The organism is Aliivibrio sp. EL58 (assembly GCF_900312675.1).
Lineage (GTDB): Bacteria > Pseudomonadota > Gammaproteobacteria > Enterobacterales > Vibrionaceae > Aliivibrio.
The window spans coordinates 91336-116145 of sequence record NZ_OMPC01000004.1; the positions used below are offsets into that span (position 1 = coordinate 91336).

The window sequence follows — 24810 nt, forward strand, 5'->3', positions numbered from 1 at the left end:
GAGTTCTTATGAAACGAGTTTCATTAAAAACGTACTTATTTATTATTTTTGCGACTATTTTCGCCCTATTTTCAGCACATCTATATATCAATATAAAAAGCGCTGTCACAAAACTATCAAGTGAACATATCGCTGATGTTGCCGAGCTTCACCAGAAAATTATCAGTAATAATGTAAACTTCACCATATACCAAATAGACGCATTAGCAGAAGAAATCTCTGATATAAGCTCATTGGATATTAATAATATCCCACCATCACTAATCAAATTTATATCTTCTGCTTTTTCTCACTCTCCTGCATTAACTAATATATATATCTATGACATTGAAGATAATGGTATTAATTTAAAAAATATTAACGGCACCATCGAAGCAGAATATGCAACTCGTTTATCATTGGAGGAGATGTGGAAAACAAACAAAACATATACCTTCAATAATGAGTATCTTTATTTAAGCCGCTCTAAAAATACGAATCTAAAAATTATCTTACAAATATCGACTTCAATTTTCTTTAAAACAACAGACCACGAACTTGTAAATAAAAGAAATGTCGGATTTTATCTTTATGATTACCAGTTAAAAGAGATAATTTACTCAGACCATGTCCCTACTCCTTTATCTTATTCACAACTACAAGGCGTACTACATGATGAGCATGCGACCGTGTCTCTAGATGGCTCTACCTACACCGCTTTTGTCCACAAATTAAATCGTAGCTCTCTGTATTTTGTATCTCTCATCCCTGGAAGTGTTATTAATCATAACTTTAATACTATATCTAATGATTTATTTTTGAATGTCATCGCCTACATATTTTTCGCGATATTGATTATATTTCTATCCTCTTCTTACATATCAAATCGATTAGTTACACTGCTTAAAAACGCGCAAAAAATAAATCACTTTCAATTTAATCAACAGAAAAAGCAAGATTCGATTGTTAAAGAAATTCATAACCTCAGCAGCACGCTTGAAACGATGGATCAAACTATTGATGATATTTTAAAAATGGTTTTTATCATTGCAAAAAGCGGTAATTTATTTCAATTAGGCGCGATTGTTGATAAAAAAATCCATAAGATTACGACAGGACACAGTTATCTTTATATTACGGATAACGAAAATACATTAAGCAGTATCGAAGGTAAGAAAAAGATCCCTATCAAGAATCAAGAACAATCTTATTACTATGAAGCCTCTGTCCATTACTTCAATTTACATAATGATAAGAAAAAACTCATTGGCTGCCTAGTCATTGAAGTTCCACTTAATCATACTGTCCCTAAATACCGACTATTATTTATTGAACGTTTAGTGCAAATAATCGCAGTATCCATTGATAAACAAAAACTTCTAGAGCAACAAAAAGCCCTTTTGCTTTCTTTTACTAAATCGATTGCCTCTGCCATTGATGCAAAATCTCCTCATACTGCAGGCCATTGTCAACGGGTACCAGAATTAACATTGATGCTAGCAAAAGCAGCTCAAGAAAATCAAAATCAATGGAATAAATTTTCATTGAATGATGAGGAGTGGGAAGAATTATACCTTGCTTCTTGGCTTCACGATTGTGGCAAGCTTACCACTGCTGATCACGTAATAGATAAAGCAACAAAACTGGATATGTTTACAAATCGTATTCATGAGATCCGAACTCGCTATGAAATTCTAAAACGAGATGCTGAACTGTCTTACTTACATGAACTGCTTAAAAGTAGACAAAACACACCAGAATTAGAAAGTAATTACCATAATATAATTAAAGAACTGGATGAAGAGTTTGCGTTTATTGCCCAATCTAACCTCGGTGCTGAATTTTTTAGTGAAGACAATATTGAACGTCTAAATAAAATAGCGAAAAGAACCTTTATTCGCACCTTGGATAAACAACTTGGATTATCATGGGAAGAAAAACAGCGCTTGCCTGATGCAGACAAAATCACTCCGACTATTGAATCCATTTTGCAAGATAGCAGTAGTCATCTCATTCCTTGGGAGCAAAACCGAAAAGCGGATGAACAGTTTAATCTTAAACCTTACCAGAATAAGTTTAATCACGGCGAGATATATAACCTCTCTGCTCAGCGAGGAACCCTAACCAATGAAGAACGTTTTTTAATTAATGACCATATTATTCAAACTATTAATATGCTTAAAGAATTGCCTTATCCTGAACACCTTAAAAACATCCCTCAAATTGCAGGTGGGCACCATGAACAAATGTCAGGTAAAGGGTACCCTTATGCTATTCCTGCATCTCAATTACCGGTAACCGCAAGGATGATGGCTATTGCTGATATTTTTGAAGCACTGACTGCCAGTGATCGCCCTTATAAAACACCAAAGACACTGTCTGAATCATTAAAAATATTGGCTTTCATGGCAAAAAATCAGCATATAGATAAAGAGATATTCCAACTGTTTTTAGAAGATAAAGTTTACCTTGAGTACGCCAACAAATTTTTAAAACCAGAGCAAATTGATGAGATTGATGTGTCGGCTTATCTTACTCTTGCACATCCATAAACAAAAAACCGCCATTCTAAACAAATAAAATGGCGTGTATCGTACGTTTATTTTTCTTTAAAGCGTAATAGACGCAGTGCATTCAAAGTTACTAAGGCTGTCGCACCACTATCAGCTAAAACTGCCACCCATAAGCCAGTAATACCAAACAAGCTGGTGACTAAAAATACCGCTTTTAAACCAAGCGCTAAGGTAATGTTCTGACGAATATTACTTAATGTTGCTTTTGATAGCGCAACCATTGGTGCTAGTTCTTCTAAACGGTTATGAGTTAATGCCGCATCTGCGGTTTCAAGAGCAACATCGGTTCCTCCACCCATAGCAATACCAATAGAAGCGGTCTTCATTGCTGGCGCATCATTAATACCATCACCGACCATTGCCGTTTTTGCCTGCGCAGTTAACTGCTCAACGTATTTCACTTTATCTGATGGCAATAAACCCGCTTTATAGTCAATATTCAACTCTTCAGCAATAGCTTTTGCTGCGCGTTCGTTATCGCCAGTAAGCATGATTGGTTTTATACCTAATTTAACTAACTTCTCAACGGCTATTTTTGCATCTGGACGCAGTTCATCACGCCACGCAAGTAACCCTGAGATCTGCTCATTAATAAGGACTAATACAACCGTTTTACCCTGCTGCTCTAGAAGTGCGATTTGGCTCTCAATTTCAGGGATAACCTCACCATCAAACTGCTGCGGTGCATACAATTCAATACGTTGCTTATTGACGGTACCCTTAATACCTTTGCCAACCACTGTTTCACGGTCATCGGCTTCAATAACAGTTAATCCTTGTTCTTGCGCTTTTATTATTACGGCTCTTGCTAATGGGTGAGATGAGCCCATTTCAACCGCGGCTGATTGCAATAAAATACTTTCTTCGGTTTCAGCTTCAACTAAAACACGAATATCAGTCAGTATTGGCTTACCTTGGGTTAGTGTTCCCGTCTTATCAAATGCGATGTTTTGAATATGACCAAGCTCTTCTAATGCAGCGCCCCCTTTAATCAAAGCTCCGCGTTTTGCCGCTGTAGCTAAACCAGAAGTAATCGCTGCTGGTGTTGATATCACTAACGCACAAGGACAAGCGATCAGTAGCATAGCTAAACCACGGTAAATCCACGTGTCCCATGATTGACCAAACATCAATGGTGGAATAATAATAACCAGTAATGACATCAGCATCATTGCTGGCGTGTACCAACGACTGAACTTATCAAGAAAACGCTCTAAAGGTGCTTTGCGAGATTCTGCTTCCTCAATCAGATGTAAAATACGATCTATCGCATTCTCACCTTGTGCCGAAGTGATCTGAATTTCAATCACACGATCATTAACAATAGAACCAGCCATTAATGGATCGTTAGCCTTTTTATCTACAGGAACTGACTCACCGGTTAGTGCACTTTCATCAAAAGAAGCGAATTCAGAAAGTAAAATTGCATCTGCGGCTAAACGATCGCCTGGAGAAACTTGAACTTTATCTCCTACGTTTAATTCTGATGCTGGAACTTCTTCTTTAGTGCCATCCGATTTAATACGAACTGCAGTATCAGGCACTAAATCCATTAATGCTTTTACACCACTTCTCGCTTTTGCCGATGCATAGCCTTCTAATTGTTCACCTAACATAAACAATAAGATAACCATGGCCGCTTCTACCGTTTCACCTAAATAAACAGCACCGATTGCAGCTACCGTCATTAAAGTTTCGATTGAGAATGGCGATCCATTTATCGCTAAACGAATCGCTTTACGTCCAATAGGAATTAATCCAAATAGACCCGCGACAGTAAAAGCGATGGTGCCTAGTTCTTTATTGACTAAGTTAATACCTGTTGCGATAACTAAGAAAGCAACCAAGGTTAACAATAATATATTCTTTTTCCAGAACGGCTGAGATTCACTCTCTGATGTGTTTTTTGCACCTATATCAGATAGCGGGAAACCTGTGGTCTTAGCCACACTAATAATTTGTTCAAATACCGCTTCGTTCTTCGCTCTTACCGTCAGTTTTTCGGTTGCAAAAATAACGTTAGCATCAATGACATCTGGAATCGCTAGTATAGCTTTTTTCAATTTTGCAGCGCAGCTTGGGCAATCCATTTCAGCAATAAGCCAACTGCGAGATAATGAAGCGCTATTTGGTGTTACAGGGGAAACAACTAAGGGGTCTGATTCTCCAGGATCACTTCCGCAACATGAGTCCGCATCTATTGATTTATCAACGCTGCTACAGCAATCAGCAACCGCGCTTTCTGCCTTTATTGCCGTGATCTTTGGTGCAGCAGCACAACACGAACTTGATGGGTTATGTTTATGATCATGGCTCTGTGTGGTTTTATGAGTAGTACACATGAGAAAATCCTTTCTGTTAGGTAATTTGTTTATCTACACTAACTATAGACCTTAGAGTTAACTCCAAGGTCAAGGATAAGTTTGCTCAAATATAAAAAAAGACACCGAAGTGTCTTAATTTTTAATTATATCAAAATGTTATAGAGATAATATCTACACTGGGTGTTTGAAACAATGTCCAATTGACTCACTCAATGCCTGAAGTACATTTCGACGAGTGATTATCCCAACTAACTTACCTTCTTCTACTACAGGGTAAATTTTAGGTTTGTTATCTGTCATGTTCTGAGCTAAATCAATAATGGTATCTTCAGGTGTGACGGTAAGTACTTCTGTTCTCATCACATCAGAGACTAAATGAGTGTCTTGGCAGTGATAGCTCACCCCAATTAACGATTTAATAAGATCTTGCTCTGAGATGAAGCCAATGACCTCTCGCTGTTCATTCACAACTGGACCACCAATATGTTGCGAAGTAATAAATTGATCTAAAGCCGCTGATAATGACATATCCGCTGTCAAATAAAGAGGTCGTGCGCTCATGTATTGTTTTACTTTTTTATTTTCCATTATAGCCCCCTAACGTGCTATCAATCAGTTTTGATAACTTAAGTGTGGACTATTTTTGGAAAAAAGCTAAATCACTCTTTCCTATCTCTGTGATGGGTGAAACCTATTGAGAAGAAAAATAAACAGTTCTATGAACTACCTAACAAAACATCAATTAAGATTTTCTTATTTTGCTCAACAGAAGACATCACATTTTCATACCCAGCCGTATTATTAGTTCTTTCCATTCTGTGTATAACGGCTAAACATTGCTTAATGTTTTCTGGTGCTTTCATTAAATTCTTCCCTTTTAGCGTTAAAGTCAGAAGCATATAATTCAAGTCTGATGAGTACGGGTAAGTTTGGCCAATTTTAGTCAATTGTGCACTATTATCATCTGCTGACTTTTGAGCTCTTAACCATTGATAAACTTTATTCAATTTTTGAAAGTGAGCCATTGATTGTTGTAACAATAACGGCGCACTTTTTTTCAAACCCGCTTGATCAAATACTTTATACAAAGCAACACATAACTTAACTTCACCAGCCATGGCTAGAACACCAAAGGTGGCCACTCTAAATTCATCCGATGCGACTTTACGCTCAGATAAAAAACGATGATAACAAGTGGCTGCGATGGCTTTCGCTTTATAACGTTTTCCTTGCTTAAATAGTTGACGAGCAATGAAAATATTTATGTAACCTTGTAATTCATCGCGCTTATCCATCGCTATACGTTTTTTTAACGTGATAATAAGTTGACCAAAATAACGACGATATTGTTCCTTATTCAAGGTCATACTTGACTTATAAACAACGTCTGCGATATCCATAATCATCTTATTTAGAGTCGTAGGATTAATGCCTATATGATAAAAACGTTTCATTACCATATTATGCACTAATGCGGGTTCATTATTTTCAATAATAAATGTTAAATAAGAATAGAAAGCTTTATCATTTTTCGGATTATTTTCAAAAGCCTTTGCTAAAGATGTCTGGACTTTAGATAACTGTTTTGCTTCTGTATAAATATCAGCAAGCATTAAATTTGCTTGGAATAAGTACTTTTTAGAGCGCAGTAAAAGCTCAAGAACAGGGATTGCTTTTGGTTTTTCTACCACATGACAATACGCCATTAAATTCTGTGGCATTATTTCGCTTTTATCGTGGCGCTGATACACCTTTTTAAAAGTCGAAAAATCTTTTGCTTTATACAACTCTTCTAGGGTCATATTGAGCAGCATACGATTTTTATACGTTCCAGAATAAGTCTGTGCTCGTTGGATAAAAGCAGATTGAGACCCTTTTACTTCACCCACTAACTTTTCTATAAGTAGTGTTAAGTTAAAAGATTTTTTAATTAGATCATCTATATAACCAAAATTAATTGGGCTATTAACAATAAAATCCGGGAAGAGCTCTCTCGCGTTAATATCATCAACTAATGAATCATCATTATCAATGTCGATAATAAAAATAGGACGTTTTCCAAACTTAGCTTTTTCACGTGCGTGATTAACTATCTCACAAATCACTTCATGATCAGCATAGTGATATTCAATAAAATAATAGTCATAAACAGGCAATTCTGAAGCTCTCATACTGATATTAAAAGAATCAGCACTCTTAAAGCCCGCTTTTTGGAAAAACTGACGGATCTGAGTACTACGTTCTCTTTTTTCAGTAAAAACCAACACATTCATTTGTGGAATACGTCTAATTAACTCAGCACTGCTCATCTATCATATAACTCGAATAAAAGTAACAAAACAACACACCAACCCGTAAAGGATAAAATAACCTTAAAATAGATACAAAATCAACATTTTTGCAAAATAATGGGGGTTACTTCACGGAAATTTTGCGCTATTTTATCACACAATAGCGCAAAATTAAGCTATTTAAATGTTCGTCAATATTGCTTGTAAAGGATGCTGCAACTGCTCTCCTTCAAAGCGTTTTACTTGACTTCGACATGAATACCCTGTGATCAAACAACGCTCTTTATCTAAATTAGCTAAGTTGCCTCTCCAGCTTAAATCATAAATTGCTTTTGAAGTTTCTAATTTATCTGCTTCATGACCATAAGTCCCTGCCATGCCACAGCACCCAACAGGAACGGTATTAAGCGTTAACCCAAAGTGAGTAAATATCTCACCCCACTCTTTCTCTGCATTAGGCATTTTTGTCTTTTCAGTACAGTGAGCAAATAGTTTCCAAGGTCTTGTATCAAATACTGTCGCTTTATCAAAAGAGGATAATTTAGGATACAGCCACTCATGCACTGTCAGTACAGTAAAATCACCACGATTATCCGTCAAAATTTCATTGTATTCGTCTCGATAACAAAGAACTAAAGCAGGATCTACGCCAACCATTGGAATTTTTAATTCAGCAACTTGATTTAAGAACTCACTCGTTGTTGTCGCTGTCGTTGTAAATTGCTTTAAAAAGCCTTTCACATGTTGTGCTTTACCGTTTGGTTTAAATGGCAACAATATTGGTTTCAATCCAAGTCGTTGAATTAACTCAACGAAATCACTCACTACACCGGCATCATAATAACTAGTGAATGGGTCTTGAACAATCAGGACATGCTTCTGACGCTCCTTTTCAGAAAAACCTTTCAATTCTTCTAGATTAAATTGAGAAATATCTTTCTTTTGACAACGCTCAGTTAACGTGGGAATCGATAGTAAAGGCATATCAACATAGCCTAATGTTTTTTTCGTCAAAGCTTTAGTTACCGGTTGCTTCAATACACCATTAACTACTTTGGGGATTTTAGCCATGATAGGTAGCATGGTTTCAATATTTGCAACCATGTAGTCTTTTATTGGCCTCTGGTAACGGCTGTGATAGATATTTAAAAAACGCGAACGAAAGCTTGGAACATCCACTTTAATTGGACACTGACTTGCACACGCTTTACAGGCTAAGCACCCCATCATTGCATCATGCACTTCATGCGAGTAATCATACTCTTTGTCTTTATTTATTCGATTACGAATGCGATCAATGATTTGCTTAATTGATGGACGTTTTGTTAAAAGATCATGTTCTAGCTCAACAGGATCAATGCCTTGCTCTGATAATTGACGTAACCATTCACGAACAAGCCCTGCACGGCCTTTTGGAGAGTGACGACGATCTGCAGTTACCTTCATCGATGGACACATTGGAGAGCTCGTTTCATAATTAAAACACAATCCATTACCATTACATTCCATCGCTTGGTTAAAGCTATCTCTTACTTCAATTGGAATTTGGCGATCATAATAACCGCGCTTTGTATCACTCACTTTGACTAATTCAGCATCACTCTCAAGCGGAGTACAAATTTTACCTGGATTCATTTTGTTGTCAGGGTCAAATGCGCCTTTAACGCGTCTTAACTCAATAAATAGCTCTTCACCAAAAAACTCAGGTCCGTATTCTGAACGGAAGCCTTTACCGTGCTCTCCCCACATTAAGCCGCCATACTTAGAAACTAAAGCAACCACTTGATCTGAAATAACGTGCATTAACGCTTCTTGCTCTGGATCACACATATCTAACGCAGGGCGTACATGTAATACGCCGGCATCAACATGGCCAAACATCCCGTAGTTCAGCTTATGTGAATCTAATAACGCTCTAAACTCTTGAATAAAATCGGCTAAATTCTCTGGTGGTACGCAAGTATCTTCAGCAAAGGCAACAGGCTTAGCGGCACCTTTTGTTGCGCCTAATAAACCCACCGCTTTTTTTCGCATCGTATAAATACGACCAATACTGGCAACATCCTGCGTTATTTGATAATCGATAATACCGGCAGATTCTGATTCAATAAGTTGCTCTAACTTTGCGATAAGAACCGAAACTTGCTGTTCAACCACTTCCGGCTCTGTTCCTGCAAATTCCACCATATTTAAGCCAAGCATTTTTTTGTTTGGAACATCAGTAATTAAATCACTAACGCTATGCCAAACAATATCTTGCTTTGCAAAATTCAATACTCTTGAGTCGATGGTTTCAACAGAAAGCGCATTAGCCTCAACCATAAATGGCGCATTTCGTAATGCAGCATCAAACGTATCGTATTTTACATTGATTAAGGTTCTGGCTTTTGGAATGGGCGTAATATTTACTTTCGCTTCGGTTAAAAAGGCTAATGAACCTTCTGCACCACATAGTACGCGTGTAATATCAAATTGGTCCGTTTCTGTATCTAACGCATTTTTTAAATCGTATCCAGTTAAGAAACGATTTAATGGCGGAAATTTATCTTCAATCTGTTTACGCTTATCGCGACACACTGCTGCAGTAATATCTAAAACAGAACGAACAGCTTCTGATTGTTCATCATAAGAAAGTGATGTATCCAAACACTGTCCATTGGCCAGAACTGCGGTTACTGCTAATACGTGATCTGATGTTTTACCGTATTTTAGTGAGCCTTGTCCGGATGCATCAGTATTGATCATCCCACCAATAGTCGCTCGATTACTGGTCGATAAATCAGGAGAAAAGAAAAAGCCATGCGGGCGCAAAGCATCATTAAGTTGATCCTTAATTAGCCCTGTTTGAACTCTCGCCCAACCCTGTTCGACATTAATTTCCAACACATTATTCATGTAACGAGAGAGATCGACCACAATGCCTTTCGTTAGTGACTGACCATTGGTACCAGTACCACCACCACGAGGAGAAAAAGTCACCGCTTTATAATGTTCTCTGTCTGCTAGAGAAGCTAAACATTCAACGTCTTTTGTTGTTTTTGGAAGTAAAACGGCTTGAGGTAATTGTTGATAAACACTGTTATCGGTCGCAACTGCCAAACGACTTGAATACGTCGTTTCGACATCACCACTAAAATCGGTTTTTGCTAATTGATCTAAATATTCAAGTACCGTTGAGTCGATAGACGACTGAAATGGTAATACTGGTAACATTGCTCCATGCTCCTAAAATCGCTGATCCCTCAGCACTATTAATGTTGTTCTTTAGACACTTTACAACATCTCGCATGGATAAAACATCAAAGCTATGCTATATCCGTTAAATATTTATAATATGACTCGTCTCATAAGAGTCAGTAAAACGAAAGATCAACACGAACCATTACACAGAATAAAAACGAGATGTTATTCTGCTAGAGATTCGATGGCACATTTTTTATAGAGAACGTTATGAAACCTGCAACCAGAAAAAATAAAACAAAAACCATTACGACTGACGATATTCTTCTTACTTTATGTCGTTCAATGTCAGGGGTGTTAACTAAGGCTACGCAAAGTCCTGTTAACTATTCATCAATGGTTCAAAAAATAACAAAGACAAGCTTAAAGCCTGACTTTGGTTGTTTTGTTCTTTTTGATGGTGGCTTCTCTGGTTTGGTTGTAACTAACTTTACTAAAGATGCTGCACTAGAGTTGTATACAAGATATATGCGCAATATGGGTATGCCTGATGAAGAGTTGGCCATTTTACACACTTCAGATGAAGTTGGAGATGTTCTTGGTGAATTGATGAACCAAATCGTTGGTGATTTTACCGGGCAGATCCGAAAAACATTGCAAACCACAATTTCTCAAAACCAACCAAAGATGCTGACGTTAAACAAACAAGTCATCCTTTCTGTTGATACTAATTTAGATCGACCTCAGGCACGTCGAGTGACTTTTACTACTGCAAATAATCATATTTTCTATCTTGAATTGGCAATGGATAAGACCGAGTTTATTGAGCTTGAAGGCTTTGAACAGGAAGAAGAGTTTGATGCTGATGACCTATTTGAGCAACACAAATCAGGCAATAATAAAACCTCAGAGATAAAAGATACAACATCTCAAGATTTTGATGACTCTTTGTTTGATGAATTAGGGATTTAACTCTCCCCCTTAATGCTTAATAGTTAAGACAATGGTGTTTCTTTGTGATTGTTGACAGACATAAAGAGCACCATCCACAACCCTAAGTATATAAGTAAGTTCTTCTTTTCTCATTATTAAATCCTCTTCTACATCTTTTGAATACCAAATACCTTCCAAATCAAATAAGAGACAGGTAAAATAACGACCCGCTAAAAAGTAAGGTAAATCTATGTCGTCTACAAAGCAAAAGGCTCTAAAAAAGATCGCTAAATGTCTTGAACTCGGTAATTCAGCTAATGTGAATGAAGCCGCTCAAGCCATTAAGATGGCGCATCGCCTTATGCTTAAGTATGGTCTTGAAAAAGATGACATTGAGTTTATCAAGATGGGAAAAACCCAAAGTACTCATCTACTCCCAAGTAACGTTGGCAGCAATATTTTAAAGATCATTCGTGGTATCAATACTCGATTTGGTGTTGAAGCCGTATTGCTAAATCATAAAGGACTCAAAAAAGTCGAATTTATTGGATCTGCTGATCGTGCTATTTTTGCGGCTTTCGCCTTCGATATTGTTTATCGCGAAATGAATGAACAAACAGGTCAGTTTAAAAATAGTTTTGCAGGCTCTGGCAAAGGACAACTCGAAGTCACTAAACGAGTGAATTCATTTTTAGCTGGTTGGATTGAAGGCGCTCTTGAAAAATTACCCGTCATTGCACCCGATGATGAATCAGCCAACAAAATTAATGATTACATCGATAAAGAATTTAAAAATATCGACCGCGAAACATTTAAGCAACAGCTACGTGAAGCCATGGCTAATATGACAGCGGATTACGAAAAAGGGCTTAAAAAAGGTCGAACTATTTCAGTTAATCGACCTGTTGCTGGAGCTCAAGCGCCAAAGCGACTAAATTAACAATTTAGCAACAAATGCACATCAAATAAGGTTTCAATTGATTTAGATCAAAAGTTATGTCTCTATTCCACGATACCTTGAATTTGTTAACAAAATGTATCAAGGAGGGGTTTTATGACGTTATTAAGAAACCCTAAGTGCTATACCGATGTATGTATTGATGGCAAATGGTTCCATTATGATCACTGCGGTACTACTGTCTATATGTTAAAAGGTGGTGCTTCTGCTGAATTTAACCTTGATTCAGAGCCTGTCACCGAAGGTGAGTTAATTAATCAAATAAAACAACTCAATGCCTTCTAAATACTTTAATCAATCTTAATCTCAATCGCATCATGACAACAGCGGGTCACCTGTAATAAATAGCCTTTTTTATCGTTATTTATTGCAGATTGCTGAATATCCAACAACATACTTCCTGAACTAATATTCAATATATCGGACTCAAATTCTGTCGCGGGACCAACACCAAGCTTTAACGATAAGTTATTATTTTCTAAGGCATAATGCTCTTTCAGAAGCTCTATAACGTTACTATCATTATCCATATTTTTTAATGATGGGAATAATAACTCTGGCAGATACAGATATTGAACGGCTACCTTTCTGCCTTCTAGCATGATCAATCGACTGTACATTAAAACATAGGAAAAAGGGGCTAACTTTAATGTGTCAGCCACAATTTTAGGTGCTAATAGACGCTTTGAATCAAGCGTTTTAATGCTATAAGATCTATTTTTTTGCTTACATGCCAATGAAAGATCTATTTCGGCAAGTGGATTAAACGCCAAGGCTTCCTTTGATACAAACCACCCCCTTCTCTCTTCTTTGTATACTTTTCCTGATAAAGCTAAATAATTAAGCGCTTCACGTAACGTAATTCGAGTCGTTGAAAATGCTTCTGCTAATACTCTTTCCGAAGGCAGCTTATGCCCAGGTTCAAGCATGCCACTTTCTATTTGCTCTTCTATGGCATCCTTTATTGTTAAATATTGCATCCACTTTCCTTAAAGTGTTGGCACATAGATGTCACTTGATAAGTAACTCTGTAATTTCTCATTACGCACAAGGTGACCTTTTTTCATTAAGATCGTAACTCGAATTTTTTCTCGTTCTGCTTGAGCCAAATATTCGACGATTTCTTGCTCTGAACTAACAAATAAGCGCTCTGCATCACGGCGGCATAATTCAACAAATTCAGATGGGCAGTCTTCAAAGCAGATCACCCATTCGGCTTGCTGCATCAAACGTAACGATTTTAACGTCAACATTTCCGTCTCTTGATGGTATTCAATCCAATTACGCTCAGCCGTTGTTTCAATATTTTTTGAAAGGTGCTGACTAAAAAGATGTTCAAGTTCATTACGAGTTGTAAGTGTCTCTATTTCTGGCGCACGTAAAAAGGTTTCCCAAAACTTTCTTCTTTCGTCTACGGTTAAAAAGTGTTGTTTAATTACATTTCTTTTATCTGCTCCAAAATCAGCCAACATCGCTACTTTTGTCGATAATTGCGTTTCTATTTGCTCTCGTATAATACGAATCAATACTGGTGATGAACCACCACTTGATATAGCAACTTGTACTCGCCCGCGATTCACCATTGATGGGGTAATAAAATCGCAGTGTGGGGTATCATCCACAACATTCACTAAAATACGAGCGTCATGTGCATCACGATAAACTTGATGATTTAGATCTGAGTTATCCGTCGTTGCCCAAACTTGCACATATTCTTTTGTTAATAATTCACTATGGTAAAACCCTTTTATATAGTGAATTTTTCCTTCTTCTACATAATTCATCAAGTAGGATTTGATCGAAGGAGCGACCACAGTAATATCTGCATCTGCTTGCAATAGCATATCAATCTTTCGACACGCAACTTCCCCACCACCAATGACTAAGACTGGTCGCTTTTGAATATCCATAAAAATGGGAAAATATCTCATTACTGCTTTTATCCTTACGTTTTATGTTCTTGACTCACTATACCTTGCTTTAACAAAAGAAGGTATTTATTCACTATTTTGTTCATTTCTACTTAACAGATTCAAAAAATAAATAAATTAACAATATTGTTACATTTATAGATGTAAGACCAGATAAATTACACTAGATAAAGTTAATATTGCAGTTCAATCCACTATATTTTTTGGAAAACACAGATCTCTTTGCCTATAATTTAGACAGTACATGATTTCACAAATTAATAACTATTCTATATGTTTTAAATACAGTTGCTTACAAACTGAGCGACCCGTTACCAATGGCCAACACAACACAATAGATTGTGATACGCCAATTCAATAATGGATTACAAGGAAGAACACAGATGAAATTTAAAACGACCCCACTCTATGCTGCACTTACCGCTTCTGCATTGCTGCTATCAACACAGGCTGTTGCTGCAAACGGTACATTAGAAAAAGTGAAAAAAAATGGATATTTACAATGTGGTGTTAGTACCGGCCTTCCTGGCTTTTCAAACCCAAACTCAAAAGGTGAATGGGAAGGTATTGATGTAGAATTCTGTCAAGCGGTTGCCGCAGCTGTTTTAGGCGATAAATCAAAAGTTAAATATGTTCCGCTAACTGCAAAAGAGCGTTTTACTGCACTACAATCGGGTGAAATCGACGTTCTTTCTCGTAATACAACATGGACACTACACCGCGACACTTCTTTAGGTTTAAATTTTGTTGGTGTTAACTACTATGATGGTCAGGGTTTCATGGTGAAAAAAGACCTTGGCTTAACCAGTGCAAAAGAACTTGATGGCGCATCTGTTTGTGTTCAATCAGGAACAACAACAGAGCTTAATCTTGCCGATTACTTCCGTAACAATGACATGGAATACAAACCTGTTGTATTTGATACCGCGGCGCAAACCTCTAAAGGCTTTGATGCAGGTCGATGTGATGTCCTAACTACTGACCAATCTGGCTTATATGCCCTTCGTTTGAATCTAAAAGATCCAAAAACAGCACAAGTATTACCTGAAATCATTTCAAAAGAACCGCTAGGACCAGTTGTTCGTCAAGGTGATGACCAATGGTTCAACATCAATAAATGGGTGTTGAGTGCAATGATTAATGCTGAAGAATACGGCATTAGCTCTAAGAATGCAGACCAAATGCTAAAATCAAAAGATCCAAACATCAAACGTATTCTTGGCGTTGACGGCCCTAAAGGTAAAGGCTTAGGGATCCGTGATGATTGGGGCTACCAAGTCGTGAAACAAGTGGGTAACTACGGCGAAAGCTTTGAGCGCACGGTTGGTGAAGGTTCTCCTCTACAAATCTCACGTGGCGTAAATGCCCTTTGGAATGCAGGCGGTTTCATGTACGCCGCTCCAATTCGTTAATCAACTAATCATAAAGATAAATAACACAATTTTATGGGGTGAATTTTCACCCCTTTTGATAAATGGATTTAAGGTTGTAGTTGTATGTCATCTAAAAATAAAAACCTCTTTTATAATCCAACATTTCGTGCGATTTTATTCCAAGTGATAGCAGTTGCTGCACTTGTATTTTTCTTTTATTCCATAGTTAACAATGCATTATCCAATTTAGAATCTCGTGGTATCGCGACTGGTCTTGGGTTTTTAAATCAAGAGGCTGGCTTTGGTATTGGTTTATCTTTAGTGGAGTATGATGAAACACACACCTATGGACGCACTTTTATTGTTGGGCTTTTAAACACAGCATTAGTCTCTATTTTAGGGATTTTATTTGCGACTGTACTTGGGTTTACCGTTGGTATTGCTCGATTATCTAACAACTGGCTCGTCAGTCGATGCGCTGCCGTCTATATAGAAACGTTCCGAAATATCCCCCTTTTATTGCAAATTTTCTTTTGGTATTTCGCTGTATTACAAGCACTCCCATCTCCACGCCAAAGTTTGAGTTTAGGCGAAAGCGTATTCTTAAATGTTCGTGGATTATTCTTTCCAGGACCTATATTTGAAGAAGGTTCTAACCTTATCGGCATGGCAGTAATTATTGCGATTGTCTTTATTATCTTTTTATCTAAATGGGCAAAGAACAAACAAACGCTTACTGGTCAACAAACCCCTTTGCTTCGATATTCACTATTAGCCATTATTGGTTTACCAACGATGGCTTACTTTATTTCAGGAATGCCTATCACCATTGAGTACCCAGAACTTAAGGGATTTAACTTTAAAGGTGGTATTAGTATTATTCCTGAATTAGCCGCATTAGTTGTAGCATTAAGTGTTTATACTGCTTCTTTTATTGCAGAGATTGTTCGTTCAGGTATTAACGCGGTTAGCCATGGACAAACAGAAGCAGCAATGGCTTTAGGTTTACCTAGAAATAAAACACTCAAACTTGTCGTTATCCCACAAGCGATGCGCATCATTATTCCCCCTCTAACAAGCCAATACTTAAACTTAACGAAAAACTCCTCATTAGCAATGGCGATTGGTTATCCTGATTTAGTGTCTGTATTTGCAGGTACTACGCTAAACCAAACAGGCCAAGCTATTGAGATCATCACAATGACAATGGCGGTTTATCTAACCTTAAGTCTATTGACCTCATTTTTGATGAATATTTATAACAGTAAAGTCGCACTGGTTGAGAGGTAATCATGAGCATACATCAATTTCAGCCAGATCTTCCGCCACCAGCAAACACGGTTGGTGCAATAACTTGGCTTAAGAAACATCTATTTAACGGTCCTATTAATTCAATTCTGACGATTATTATTGCGTATTTAGCATTTAGTGGTCTATGGAATGCGGTCAATTGGGCTTTAATCAATGCCGATTGGATAGGAACAACACGTGATGCCTGCTCAAGTGAAGGCGCTTGTTGGGTAATGATCAACGTTCGTTGGGACCAGTTCATGTATGGTTTCTATCCTACTGATGAACTCTGGCGACCTCAGCTATTTTATGGTCTGTTAGCTATCTTTGTAGCTCTACTAGCCTATGAACATACACCTAAAAAAGTGGCTATTTGGTTAGTATTTGTAAACATCTTCCCATTCTTTGCAGCCTTCTTATTGTATGGCGGCGTATTTGGTTTACCGGTTGTTGATACACACCTTTGGGGTGGGTTATTAATCACTCTGGTTATTGCCATAGTGGGGATCGTTGTTTCGCTTCCTATTGGTGTCGCTCTTGCACTAGGCCGCCGTTCTGAAATGCCAATAATTCGCAGCATGTGTACCGTGTATATTGAGATTTGGCGTGGTGTTCCATTAATCACAGTTCTCTTTATGGCTTCGGTTATGCTTCCACTGTTTTTATCTGAAGGTATGGAGCTAGATAAACTCTTTAGAGCACTCATTGGTGTGGTGTTATTTAGTGCCGCATATATGGCTGAAGTGGTTCGTGGTGGCTTACAAGCAATACCAAAAGGTCAATATGAAGCGGCTGATGCACTTGGATTGGGCTATTGGAAAAAGATGCGCTTAATCATCTTGCCACAAGCATTAAAAATCACTATTCCATCAATCGTAAATACCTTCATTGGCTTATTTAAAGATACAAGTCTGGTACTTATTATAGGTATGTTTGATGTGCTCGGTATTGGCCAAGCCGCAAATACCGATCCTGAGTGGTTAGGGTTTTCAACAGAAAGTTATGTCTTTGTCGCTTTGGTTTTCTGGGTGTTCTGTTTCTCTATGTCGAGATACTCCATCTATTTAGAAAACAAACTTCATACAGGCCACAAGCGATAATTAACAGAATTCAAGGATGTAGTTATGACAACTCAACAAGATTATATGATTAAGTTAGATGACATGAACAAATGGTATGGCGAATTTCATGTGCTTAAGAACATCAACTTACAAGTAAAAAAAGGCGAAAAGATTGTTATTTGTGGCCCTTCTGGCTCGGGTAAATCAACCATGATCCGCTGTATTAACCGCCTAGAAGAACACCAAAAGGGACATATTTACGTTTCAGGTACAGAACTTACCGAAGACTTAAAGAATATAGAAGCAGTACGTAGAGAAGTCGGTATGTGTTTCCAACACTTCAACCTCTTCCCTCACCTAACCGTACTTGAAAATTGTACTTTAGCGCCTATTTGGGTAAAGAAAATGCCAAAAGCAGAAGCGGAAGCATTAGCAATGCAATTTCTTGAGCGTGTAAAAATCCCAGATCAAGCCGATAAATACCCAGGCCAACTGTCTGGTGGGCAACAACAGCGTGTAGCGATTGCTCGATCGCTATGCATGAATCCGCAAGTGATGTTATTTGATGAGCCGACATCTGCGCTCGATCCTGAAATGGTTCGAGAAGTACTTGATGTAATGGTTGAACTCGCGGATGAAGGGATGACAATGCTATGCGTAACTCATGAGATGGGGTTTGCTAAAGAAGTCGCCGATCGGGTAATTTTCATGGATGCTGGAGAGATTATTGAAGAAAATAATCCCGTCGATTTCTTTGAGAATCCACAATCTGATAGAACTCAGCTATTCTTAAGTCAGATCTTGCATCACTAAAATCACGAGGTTATCTCGAAGAGTAAGACTAAAAAGCAGTGATCGTTTGATTACTGCTTTTTTGTTACAGATGCTTACAAAGTACACAAGCTAAGTTAATGCACTGATGTAAAATGGTTTCTAGCTCAATTAATTCAGTTCAAAAATTAGAACTTACTTGATTTTTTGAACTATAGGCACCATAACTGTCTATATATTTATGTCTGTCCATTCCAAGGGGAATACGATGAATAATCAAATGTTCGGCCAAACTCATACACAAGAGTCGGCTCTACAAACAAATAAAGTATTGCGCTGAATAACACCTACTTTATTTCTGTATACTATAAGCCCCACCAAAAAAGATTCTAAATCATTATCACTGATAACACCTTGAAGCCATTTCTTATAGCCTACAGTGAAGGATACAAAGCGTTTAAAGATAGGTTCATGCTTAATCCCATACTTAACAAAGTTATCTAAAAACGATTTATCTTCACGCTTTACAATAGTATTTCTAAAAACTTCAATAAGTGAACTAACACGCTTCTCGTTGCTTGGGGTTGGCTCTTCTGTAAGAAGTTCGTCTAAACGTTCTAGGTTCAAACGATACATATTAGAAGTTCCCTTTCGGTGATCGACATCTAGTATTTTTTGACTGATAAGGGTTTCAATTGATCGTCTAACTGTTGATATCGACATATCAAGAAAACGCGCAAGCTGTTGATGTGATTGATAAAACCATTCAAAATGACTGAAATGATTTGTTGTAAGGTAGGTAAGTTGTTTTAAAACACGCTTAGTGCTGTAGGTAAGTTCTATCATTGTTCAACCTTAATAGGTTAAAGCAACGTGGGTTCAAGTCACCACTGTACCATGATAGACAATACAGTATCGGTGTCCCATATTCGTGCGAAGCCTTATTTCAGGGTATCGCCCACGTTGCTCTAATATCTGATTTTACAAGTGGTTACTAAGCACTTGCAAAAGAAATCTTTAAATATCATTAAATCGTTGTCGATTACTAATCAACAAAACAGATTATATCCACAATCAAAGGCTCATACAAGATATAGTATTGTTTCCTTTCGTTTTATCTTTATTAGTTATATGTCTGTTCATTGGCTGTCCTTTACCCTGCCTCACCCCGATCAAAACCACAACTTATACATAGTTATACATAGATATTCACAACCAAAAGACAGGCATAAAAAAACCTACCGAAGTAGGCTCTATCATTATTTTATTATAGGAAGTTATCAAAACTATCAGTTATAAAATCCCATGCCCTAGTAAATAACGTTATTAGTTGAAACAGTTTCAAAAGCTTAGTTCCAACAAAAGACGCTTTAGTTACTAATTTTACAAGCAAATCCATAAGTTCATTCTCCATTTGGATTTTAAAATCCACAAGAAAAGAACAAAAGCCGTTGCATTTTACTGCCACACGATGTTATTTTGATAGCGCGTTAGACGAAATAGTTCAAATTCTTGAACCGTCGAAAGTATAGAATCTAAACATTTTGCCTAACAAAGAACATATCAAACTTTATCTGACTTCCCCATTCTTGTGGTTGATTTCGGATTTCAAGAAAGCCCTGTAATCCATTATTTTGGAATCAGGGCTTTTTTGTTTTTAACGTATTGAAAAACAAACCCTGTATTCCATGTTCATTAAGATAGCATCATTATTTTCTTCGATCTACTTTTAAAACATAAGATCTCAATAAAAACGCCCTGTAACGCATTTTAAGGGATATTTGATATCAAATGATATCATTATATCAAATATGATATTTTAGTACGCCACTGCGTATCATGGCGCTTTATATTGGCTATTTTCACACATATCTTTTCTTTATTAGAAAAAAGAAGAAAATCAAAATACCACCAAAAAACGTGATGCATATCACACAAACCAACCGACAAACACTACATCTTGTGTCCACTTGCTCGTTAAGCACAACATAGTCCTGTCGTTAGGGTGATATTAAGCTCGATCTACAAATAAAATACTTTGATCTAGATCAAGCATATTATACGGGTGACTCTAGCTTCACCACTGTTTTAAGATTGTTCTCGATTTCTTTGTAATGTATGAAAAATAAACATTTTTTTGTGATCTATGTCTGTATTTTTTAGTTGAATGCCTTGCAATTTCTATATGGTTTATGAATCAACGGAATACGTTAAATATCTAAGTTTTGTATTGCTACTTCCTTTCTATTGTTACCCCACATAAAAAAAGGGCTACCCTCTCGGATAACCCTTAATATTATTTTTTATTCTGTCTGAAGAACTGCTTTCGTTTCTTCAATCTTTTCTGTTGTAGCCAATACCAACTAACCAAAACGACAACCGAATAACTTTGATAGTTTTTGAATATCATGCTCAAGCATTGCCTTTTCTGATTCTGCTTTTTCGTGATCTTTTCTATAACTATGTAAATATTTCATCTTTAGATCGTGTGCTTCATCTTGTACTGATTTCTCAGTAGCATTGAAGCCGTTCATCAATATGAAATCAGTCTTTCTTTTTGTAAATCCTGCGCCACGTAAAGCATGTGAAGCATCTTTGATAGATAGTTCGGTGATTGATTTAGTATCTACAATCTGTGCTTTAGGATCGGCGGGCACTGCTACAAATGATATTTCAAGTAATGTGATATCAAGTAGAATGTTCTTGCTGTTTGATCTGTCGTATTGTTCGTCGTTGATTTGATAGCCAATAGAAGTGTTTTTGATCGTGCCTTGCTCAATCATTGATTTAATCATTTTACCGTCTTCAATATCTTGATTGATTTCAGCCTCCATCATTAAATCTGTTCCTTCCTTCCAAAACTTATTAATACGGCCTACTGGACGTGCATAGTCATGGTTAAAAAGTAAAGCGATAGGGTTTTGACCTTCTTCAAACTCTGCGATGGTTTTATCAAAAGACTCTTGCGCGTAAACGTCACCGACTCGATCCGCTTGTGCTCCGTCTAGTTCTGCAACTTTTACAGTGACAATGCCCTGCTCTAGTTTTCGAACTGGGGCACTTAAAAACTTAGTGTTCATAAATGCTCCTTTTATTAGACTTCTTGCACTACTGCGGTGATTCCAATAGCGTCTTTTGCTACTGTTGCAAACTTGCTTGTGTTCGTGATTTTCAACACATCAGGCTTTGTATATGGATCAGCAATTTGATTTCCCTGTAACGCTACAACATCAAACGCTGCTTCTAAGTCACCGAAGTACATTGTGCCTGTTGGCAACTGATCACAAACAACGATCTCATAACGACCGAATAGCAATCCGTTCTGAACTAGCCACGTTTGATCGCCTTGGCTCGTTAACGCTGTAGTGAAATCAACTAGATTTTCTTTGTTGCAGAATAGTTTGCTGTTCGCGTCGTATACATCAGGGATCGTTTTAACAACGTTACCAAGTAAGGTGTAAATGCCTGCCGCATCACTCCCCCATTCGTTAGCAATACCAGAAACAACTTTTAGAACGTCCTCACCAATAACGCGATCAGGCGTAAGCGTTTCACGTATCTTTAAGTTGTCAGTAACTAAACCAGCGATCTTGTCTGCTGTAACATTGCCCACTAACATTGCTGTGTTTGCTTCAATATCAAACTTAGAAAACGTAAGCACTTCATTAGATAGTTCAATGCTCGTTGCAATCTTCGTGAAATCGGCTGCTTTCGTAACGTAACTCTGTACTGTAGAAGTCGGGATCACTTGTCCCTCTGTTACTTCTGAAATACTTGGGTGCGTAACGAATACATTGCGGTAACTTGGATTGTCTGCAATCTGCATTCCCACGTTCTGCAATAAAGAAGAACTGTTAAATGCTTGCTCAGTGATTTGGTCTGATAGTTCTTGTGCTGATAGCGTTGGCGCGTAGTTTAACGACTTTGTTAAATGCTCTTGAAAGTTCATAATCTAAACCTCCATTACGCTACGCAAACTAGTACGGCTAGTGCTTCATGATCTGCTACTACAGAACCGAAATACATATCTTGATAATAACCAACTGTGTCAGGGATTGTGTACTGATCTACTAGGAAGTGATCGCCTTGGGACGGTTTAAGCATTTCATACGCGGCTGTGAAATCACCGAAAATGATCGGGGCATTACCTGCTCCAATATCGTCAATAGTTTCATTTAGAATGATAGTTGCACCGAATAAATTAATACGACGAACCCAAACACCGTTATCTTTAATCATTTCAAGATTGATTAGCGAACGACCTTGTGTATCTTTTAGATTTTGCATCAGGAAAGAAAGTGTATTTTCATTCATTGCGAACTGGCTTGTTGCTTGCGAACGTTCAGGAACTGTAAGCATTAATGTATATAAGAACGCTTCGATCTCTGCTGCTGTTGTGCCAATATCAGCGGCATTTGCTTTTACTGCTGCAAGAATGTCACGTGCACGTGTTGCACTTGGTTTTAGTGCTTCAGCGTATGCATTTGCGCGATCAATCGCTGCATTACAGATACCTTTAAGCTGTTGAACACCTGCTGTTTCTGTTCCGTCACCGTGTAAGATTTGATCTTGCATTGTGATTGCAAACTGTTCAGAAAGTAGTTTCAATAGATTACTTTCTACATCTGCATCACTTTGTTCTAGTACTTCATTTGTAAGGCGTGGAAATGCGAAAGCCTTTGTAAACAAACCAGAAATAGAACTGTAGTTTGTTGCGTCTGTTTCACTTACTGCCGTGAAAGTTGTATTTTCTTTTGTTAACAATATTTGTGGGCGTTGTGTTAGTACAGTACGACGATATGTAAGGTTAGTGGTTGCGCGTTGTCCGATTGCATTTAAAACTGCGTTGTTTTGGATCGCTTGCTCTAGTACTTCTACGTTTAAAGTTTCTTCGTATAGTGCCGTATTGCCATCAAGCGGTAAGCCTTTTACTTGTGCTTTGAACTGTGCGTAATCTTTTTGACCTGAATTAGTAAAATCTTTGATTAGAAAGTTCTTTGTTTTCGGTTCGCGTGGGTCTTGTTTTTCAACTGTTGCTCGGCTTTCGCGTAGTTCTTTTTTATCTGCCTTATATTGAATAGCGTCAATCTTGTCGTTTAAGTCTGTGATTGTTGTTTCTAAGTTATTATTAAAGTCCGTTTGTTTTTTGATAAGTTGTTTAATATCCATATTAAATCCACCTGTAAGTTTATTATTTTTGATTTATTTCTTTTGTGGCTTACAGGTGATTTATTTTATTAAACTGAAACACACCTACGCTTTTTTATTGAGTTCAACTAAAAGCAACGCATTAAAAGAAATTCGTTTTGTATAGGTGTATTTATTAATATTTTAAGGTTGGATTTTATTACAGGGGAAATATTGAAAGTTTAGAATAGCGTTAATACAGTTAATCGTGGCAATCTCATATAGTAAATATATAGTTCCCACGTTCCCCCCCTGTATTATTATAAATACTAATGATTGGTAATAATGGTATTATCGATTACTGGACATTTTCCAGTCAATTTATCATAAAACATAAAATATTAAGTTTGTTTACTTATGAACTTGAAAGTGCAACACGAATCGCATCGTTTACATTAATAAATTGAAGCCATAAAATTAGATAGTTTAAAATCTTAATATCAATATTTTTGTAATATTAAGTCAAAACGTATATTAAATACGACGCATGGGATGTGCGGTAAGCCATAGTGATTTTATTCACTCTGGCTTTTTTTGTGGGTGCTATTTGGGGTATTTTTAGGGTATTTGGGGTTATATTTCGTGAAGAAAGGTTACACGCCGCTGTAAAGGGGTGCGCACCTGCCTTATGGATACCCCCTAACGCACTATATATCAACGACTTATATTAATATGATCATTTTAATAATATATAATGTTCTTCTTTCTGGTAGATCTAACCAATCATATTATTATTCCTTGTTCTTGTAGTAGGGGTAGGCACTGATAGAATAATATAAGTGCTTCTTCATGGTGCTGTCTTATTAATGTATTATTCTTTCCTGTGCCTTGTAATATATTTTCAATAATACATTCCAAGGCTTCATCTTCAGTTAGTGGGGTGTATTCGTTGGGATTAATCATTGCGGCTCCTGTTAATAACAGAAGTATTTATCTTATGTATGCCTATTTGTATGCCG

At 37.2% G+C, this 24810-nt stretch carries 19 protein-coding genes; 8 read left to right on the forward strand and 11 right to left on the reverse strand.

Going from position 1 to position 24810, the window contains the following annotated elements:
• The first annotated feature begins 8 nt into the window (after window positions 1-8).
• Window positions 9-2531, forward strand: a complete 2523-nt coding sequence (locus ED622_RS05895) for an HD-GYP domain-containing protein (RefSeq protein WP_122033016.1) — start codon at window positions 9-11, stop codon at window positions 2529-2531.
• Between the two features lie 47 nt (window positions 2532-2578).
• Here the strand turns inward: ED622_RS05895 and ED622_RS05900 are convergent, their stop codons facing one another.
• The 4 genes from ED622_RS05900 to ED622_RS05915 all read right to left on the reverse strand — a co-directional run bounded on the left by ED622_RS05900 (window position 2579) and on the right by ED622_RS05915 (window position 10380).
• Window positions 2579-4894 (reverse strand): zinc/cadmium/mercury/lead-transporting ATPase, encoded by a 2316-nt coding sequence (locus tag ED622_RS05900; RefSeq protein ID WP_122033017.1) that lies wholly within the window; start codon window positions 4892-4894, stop codon window positions 2579-2581.
• 153 nt (window positions 4895-5047) lie between these two features.
• Window positions 5048-5464: a CBS domain-containing protein gene (locus ED622_RS05905; RefSeq protein ID WP_122033018.1), complete on the reverse strand. Its 417-nt coding sequence runs from the start codon at window positions 5462-5464 to the stop codon at window positions 5048-5050.
• Window positions 5465-5592: 128 nt separating this feature from the next.
• Window positions 5593-7149, reverse strand: coding sequence for a hypothetical protein (locus tag ED622_RS05910; protein ID WP_254052602.1), 1557 nt, complete (start codon window positions 7147-7149; stop codon window positions 5593-5595).
• 198 nt (window positions 7150-7347) lie between these two features.
• On the reverse strand, window positions 7348-10380 hold the full coding sequence (locus ED622_RS05915) for an FAD-binding and (Fe-S)-binding domain-containing protein (protein ID WP_122033020.1): 3033 nt from the start codon (window positions 10378-10380) through the stop codon (window positions 7348-7350).
• Between the two features lie 237 nt (window positions 10381-10617).
• Between ED622_RS05915 and ED622_RS05920 the strand changes: the two genes are divergently transcribed.
• The 3 genes from ED622_RS05920 to ED622_RS05930 all read left to right on the forward strand — a co-directional run bounded on the left by ED622_RS05920 (window position 10618) and on the right by ED622_RS05930 (window position 12523).
• Complete coding sequence (locus ED622_RS05920) at window positions 10618-11319, forward strand: DUF3334 family protein (RefSeq protein ID WP_122033021.1); 702 nt, start codon at window positions 10618-10620, stop codon at window positions 11317-11319.
• Between the two features lie 211 nt (window positions 11320-11530).
• On the forward strand, window positions 11531-12220 hold the full coding sequence (locus tag ED622_RS05925) for a DUF2786 domain-containing protein (RefSeq protein WP_122033022.1): 690 nt from the start codon (window positions 11531-11533) through the stop codon (window positions 12218-12220).
• 114 nt (window positions 12221-12334) lie between these two features.
• Window positions 12335-12523 (forward strand): hypothetical protein, encoded by a 189-nt coding sequence (locus ED622_RS05930; RefSeq protein WP_122033023.1) that lies wholly within the window; start codon window positions 12335-12337, stop codon window positions 12521-12523.
• Window positions 12524-12528: 5 nt separating this feature from the next.
• On the opposite strand, the gene ED622_RS05935 is transcribed toward ED622_RS05930, so the two are convergent.
• The gene (locus ED622_RS05935) at window positions 12529-13218 is read right to left on the reverse strand and encodes a GntR family transcriptional regulator (protein WP_122033024.1); all 690 of its coding nucleotides are present in this window, start codon (window positions 13216-13218) and stop codon (window positions 12529-12531) included.
• Window positions 13219-13227: 9 nt separating this feature from the next.
• Window positions 13228-14169: a bifunctional precorrin-2 dehydrogenase/sirohydrochlorin ferrochelatase gene (locus tag ED622_RS05940; protein WP_122033025.1), complete on the reverse strand. Its 942-nt coding sequence runs from the start codon at window positions 14167-14169 to the stop codon at window positions 13228-13230.
• A 383-nt stretch (window positions 14170-14552) separates the two neighbouring features.
• Between ED622_RS05940 and ED622_RS05945 the strand changes: the two genes are divergently transcribed.
• From ED622_RS05945 to ED622_RS05960, 4 genes are all read left to right on the forward strand, one after another.
• Window positions 14553-15581 (forward strand): amino acid ABC transporter substrate-binding protein, encoded by a 1029-nt coding sequence (locus ED622_RS05945; protein WP_122033026.1) that lies wholly within the window; start codon window positions 14553-14555, stop codon window positions 15579-15581.
• Between the two features lie 84 nt (window positions 15582-15665).
• On the forward strand, window positions 15666-16832 hold the full coding sequence (locus ED622_RS05950; protein WP_122033027.1) for an amino acid ABC transporter permease: 1167 nt from the start codon (window positions 15666-15668) through the stop codon (window positions 16830-16832).
• Window positions 16833-16834: 2 nt separating this feature from the next.
• Window positions 16835-17932: an amino acid ABC transporter permease gene (locus tag ED622_RS05955; protein ID WP_122033028.1), complete on the forward strand. Its 1098-nt coding sequence runs from the start codon at window positions 16835-16837 to the stop codon at window positions 17930-17932.
• Between the two features lie 24 nt (window positions 17933-17956).
• Window positions 17957-18706 carry an amino acid ABC transporter ATP-binding protein gene (locus tag ED622_RS05960; RefSeq protein WP_045102311.1) on the forward strand — a complete coding sequence of 250 codons (750 nt, stop codon included), beginning with the start codon at window positions 17957-17959 and terminating at the stop codon, window positions 18704-18706.
• A gap of 252 nt (window positions 18707-18958) precedes the next feature.
• Here ED622_RS05960 and ED622_RS19985 read toward each other — a convergent pair whose 3' ends face one another.
• From ED622_RS19985 to ED622_RS05985, 5 genes are all read right to left on the reverse strand, one after another.
• Window positions 18959-19510 carry a hypothetical protein gene (locus tag ED622_RS19985; RefSeq protein ID WP_174213431.1) on the reverse strand — a complete coding sequence of 184 codons (552 nt, stop codon included), beginning with the start codon at window positions 19508-19510 and terminating at the stop codon, window positions 18959-18961.
• 1517 nt (window positions 19511-21027) lie between these two features.
• The gene (locus tag ED622_RS05970) at window positions 21028-21744 is read right to left on the reverse strand and encodes an HK97 family phage prohead protease (RefSeq protein ID WP_122033029.1); all 717 of its coding nucleotides are present in this window, start codon (window positions 21742-21744) and stop codon (window positions 21028-21030) included.
• A gap of 14 nt (window positions 21745-21758) precedes the next feature.
• The gene (locus ED622_RS05975) at window positions 21759-22613 is read right to left on the reverse strand and encodes a phage major capsid protein (RefSeq protein ID WP_122033030.1); all 855 of its coding nucleotides are present in this window, start codon (window positions 22611-22613) and stop codon (window positions 21759-21761) included.
• A 14-nt stretch (window positions 22614-22627) separates the two neighbouring features.
• The gene (locus ED622_RS05980) at window positions 22628-23833 is read right to left on the reverse strand and encodes a phage major capsid protein (protein ID WP_122033031.1); all 1206 of its coding nucleotides are present in this window, start codon (window positions 23831-23833) and stop codon (window positions 22628-22630) included.
• A 741-nt stretch (window positions 23834-24574) separates the two neighbouring features.
• Window positions 24575-24754: a hypothetical protein gene (locus ED622_RS05985; protein ID WP_122033032.1), complete on the reverse strand. Its 180-nt coding sequence runs from the start codon at window positions 24752-24754 to the stop codon at window positions 24575-24577.
• Between the last annotated feature and the right edge of the window lie 56 nt (window positions 24755-24810).

What these genes read in the sequence shown, in the direction of transcription:
- ED622_RS05895 (WP_122033016.1), top strand. Translation starts at nt 9, where the DNA reads ATGAAACGAGTTTCATTAAAAACGTACTTATTTATTATTTTTGCGACT.
- ED622_RS05900 (WP_122033017.1), bottom strand. Translation starts at nt 4,894, where the DNA reads ATGTGTACTACTCATAAAACCACACAGAGCCATGATCATAAACATAAC.
- ED622_RS05905 (WP_122033018.1), bottom strand. Translation starts at nt 5,464, where the DNA reads ATGGAAAATAAAAAAGTAAAACAATACATGAGCGCACGACCTCTTTAT.
- ED622_RS05910 (WP_254052602.1), bottom strand. Translation starts at nt 7,149, where the DNA reads ATGAATGTGTTGGTTTTTACTGAAAAAAGAGAACGTAGTACTCAGATC.
- ED622_RS05915 (WP_122033020.1), bottom strand. Translation starts at nt 10,380, where the DNA reads ATGTTACCAGTATTACCATTTCAGTCGTCTATCGACTCAACGGTACTT.
- ED622_RS05920 (WP_122033021.1), top strand. Translation starts at nt 10,618, where the DNA reads ATGAAACCTGCAACCAGAAAAAATAAAACAAAAACCATTACGACTGAC.
- ED622_RS05925 (WP_122033022.1), top strand. Translation starts at nt 11,531, where the DNA reads ATGTCGTCTACAAAGCAAAAGGCTCTAAAAAAGATCGCTAAATGTCTT.
- ED622_RS05930 (WP_122033023.1), top strand. Translation starts at nt 12,335, where the DNA reads ATGACGTTATTAAGAAACCCTAAGTGCTATACCGATGTATGTATTGAT.
- ED622_RS05935 (WP_122033024.1), bottom strand. Translation starts at nt 13,218, where the DNA reads ATGCAATATTTAACAATAAAGGATGCCATAGAAGAGCAAATAGAAAGT.
- ED622_RS05940 (WP_122033025.1), bottom strand. Translation starts at nt 14,169, where the DNA reads ATGAGATATTTTCCCATTTTTATGGATATTCAAAAGCGACCAGTCTTA.
- ED622_RS05945 (WP_122033026.1), top strand. Translation starts at nt 14,553, where the DNA reads ATGAAATTTAAAACGACCCCACTCTATGCTGCACTTACCGCTTCTGCA.
- ED622_RS05950 (WP_122033027.1), top strand. Translation starts at nt 15,666, where the DNA reads ATGTCATCTAAAAATAAAAACCTCTTTTATAATCCAACATTTCGTGCG.
- ED622_RS05955 (WP_122033028.1), top strand. Translation starts at nt 16,835, where the DNA reads ATGAGCATACATCAATTTCAGCCAGATCTTCCGCCACCAGCAAACACG.
- ED622_RS05960 (WP_045102311.1), top strand. Translation starts at nt 17,957, where the DNA reads ATGACAACTCAACAAGATTATATGATTAAGTTAGATGACATGAACAAA.
- ED622_RS19985 (WP_174213431.1), bottom strand. Translation starts at nt 19,510, where the DNA reads ATGATAGAACTTACCTACAGCACTAAGCGTGTTTTAAAACAACTTACC.
- ED622_RS05970 (WP_122033029.1), bottom strand. Translation starts at nt 21,744, where the DNA reads ATGAACACTAAGTTTTTAAGTGCCCCAGTTCGAAAACTAGAGCAGGGC.
- ED622_RS05975 (WP_122033030.1), bottom strand. Translation starts at nt 22,613, where the DNA reads ATGAACTTTCAAGAGCATTTAACAAAGTCGTTAAACTACGCGCCAACG.
- ED622_RS05980 (WP_122033031.1), bottom strand. Translation starts at nt 23,833, where the DNA reads ATGGATATTAAACAACTTATCAAAAAACAAACGGACTTTAATAATAAC.
- ED622_RS05985 (WP_122033032.1), bottom strand. Translation starts at nt 24,754, where the DNA reads ATGATTAATCCCAACGAATACACCCCACTAACTGAAGATGAAGCCTTG.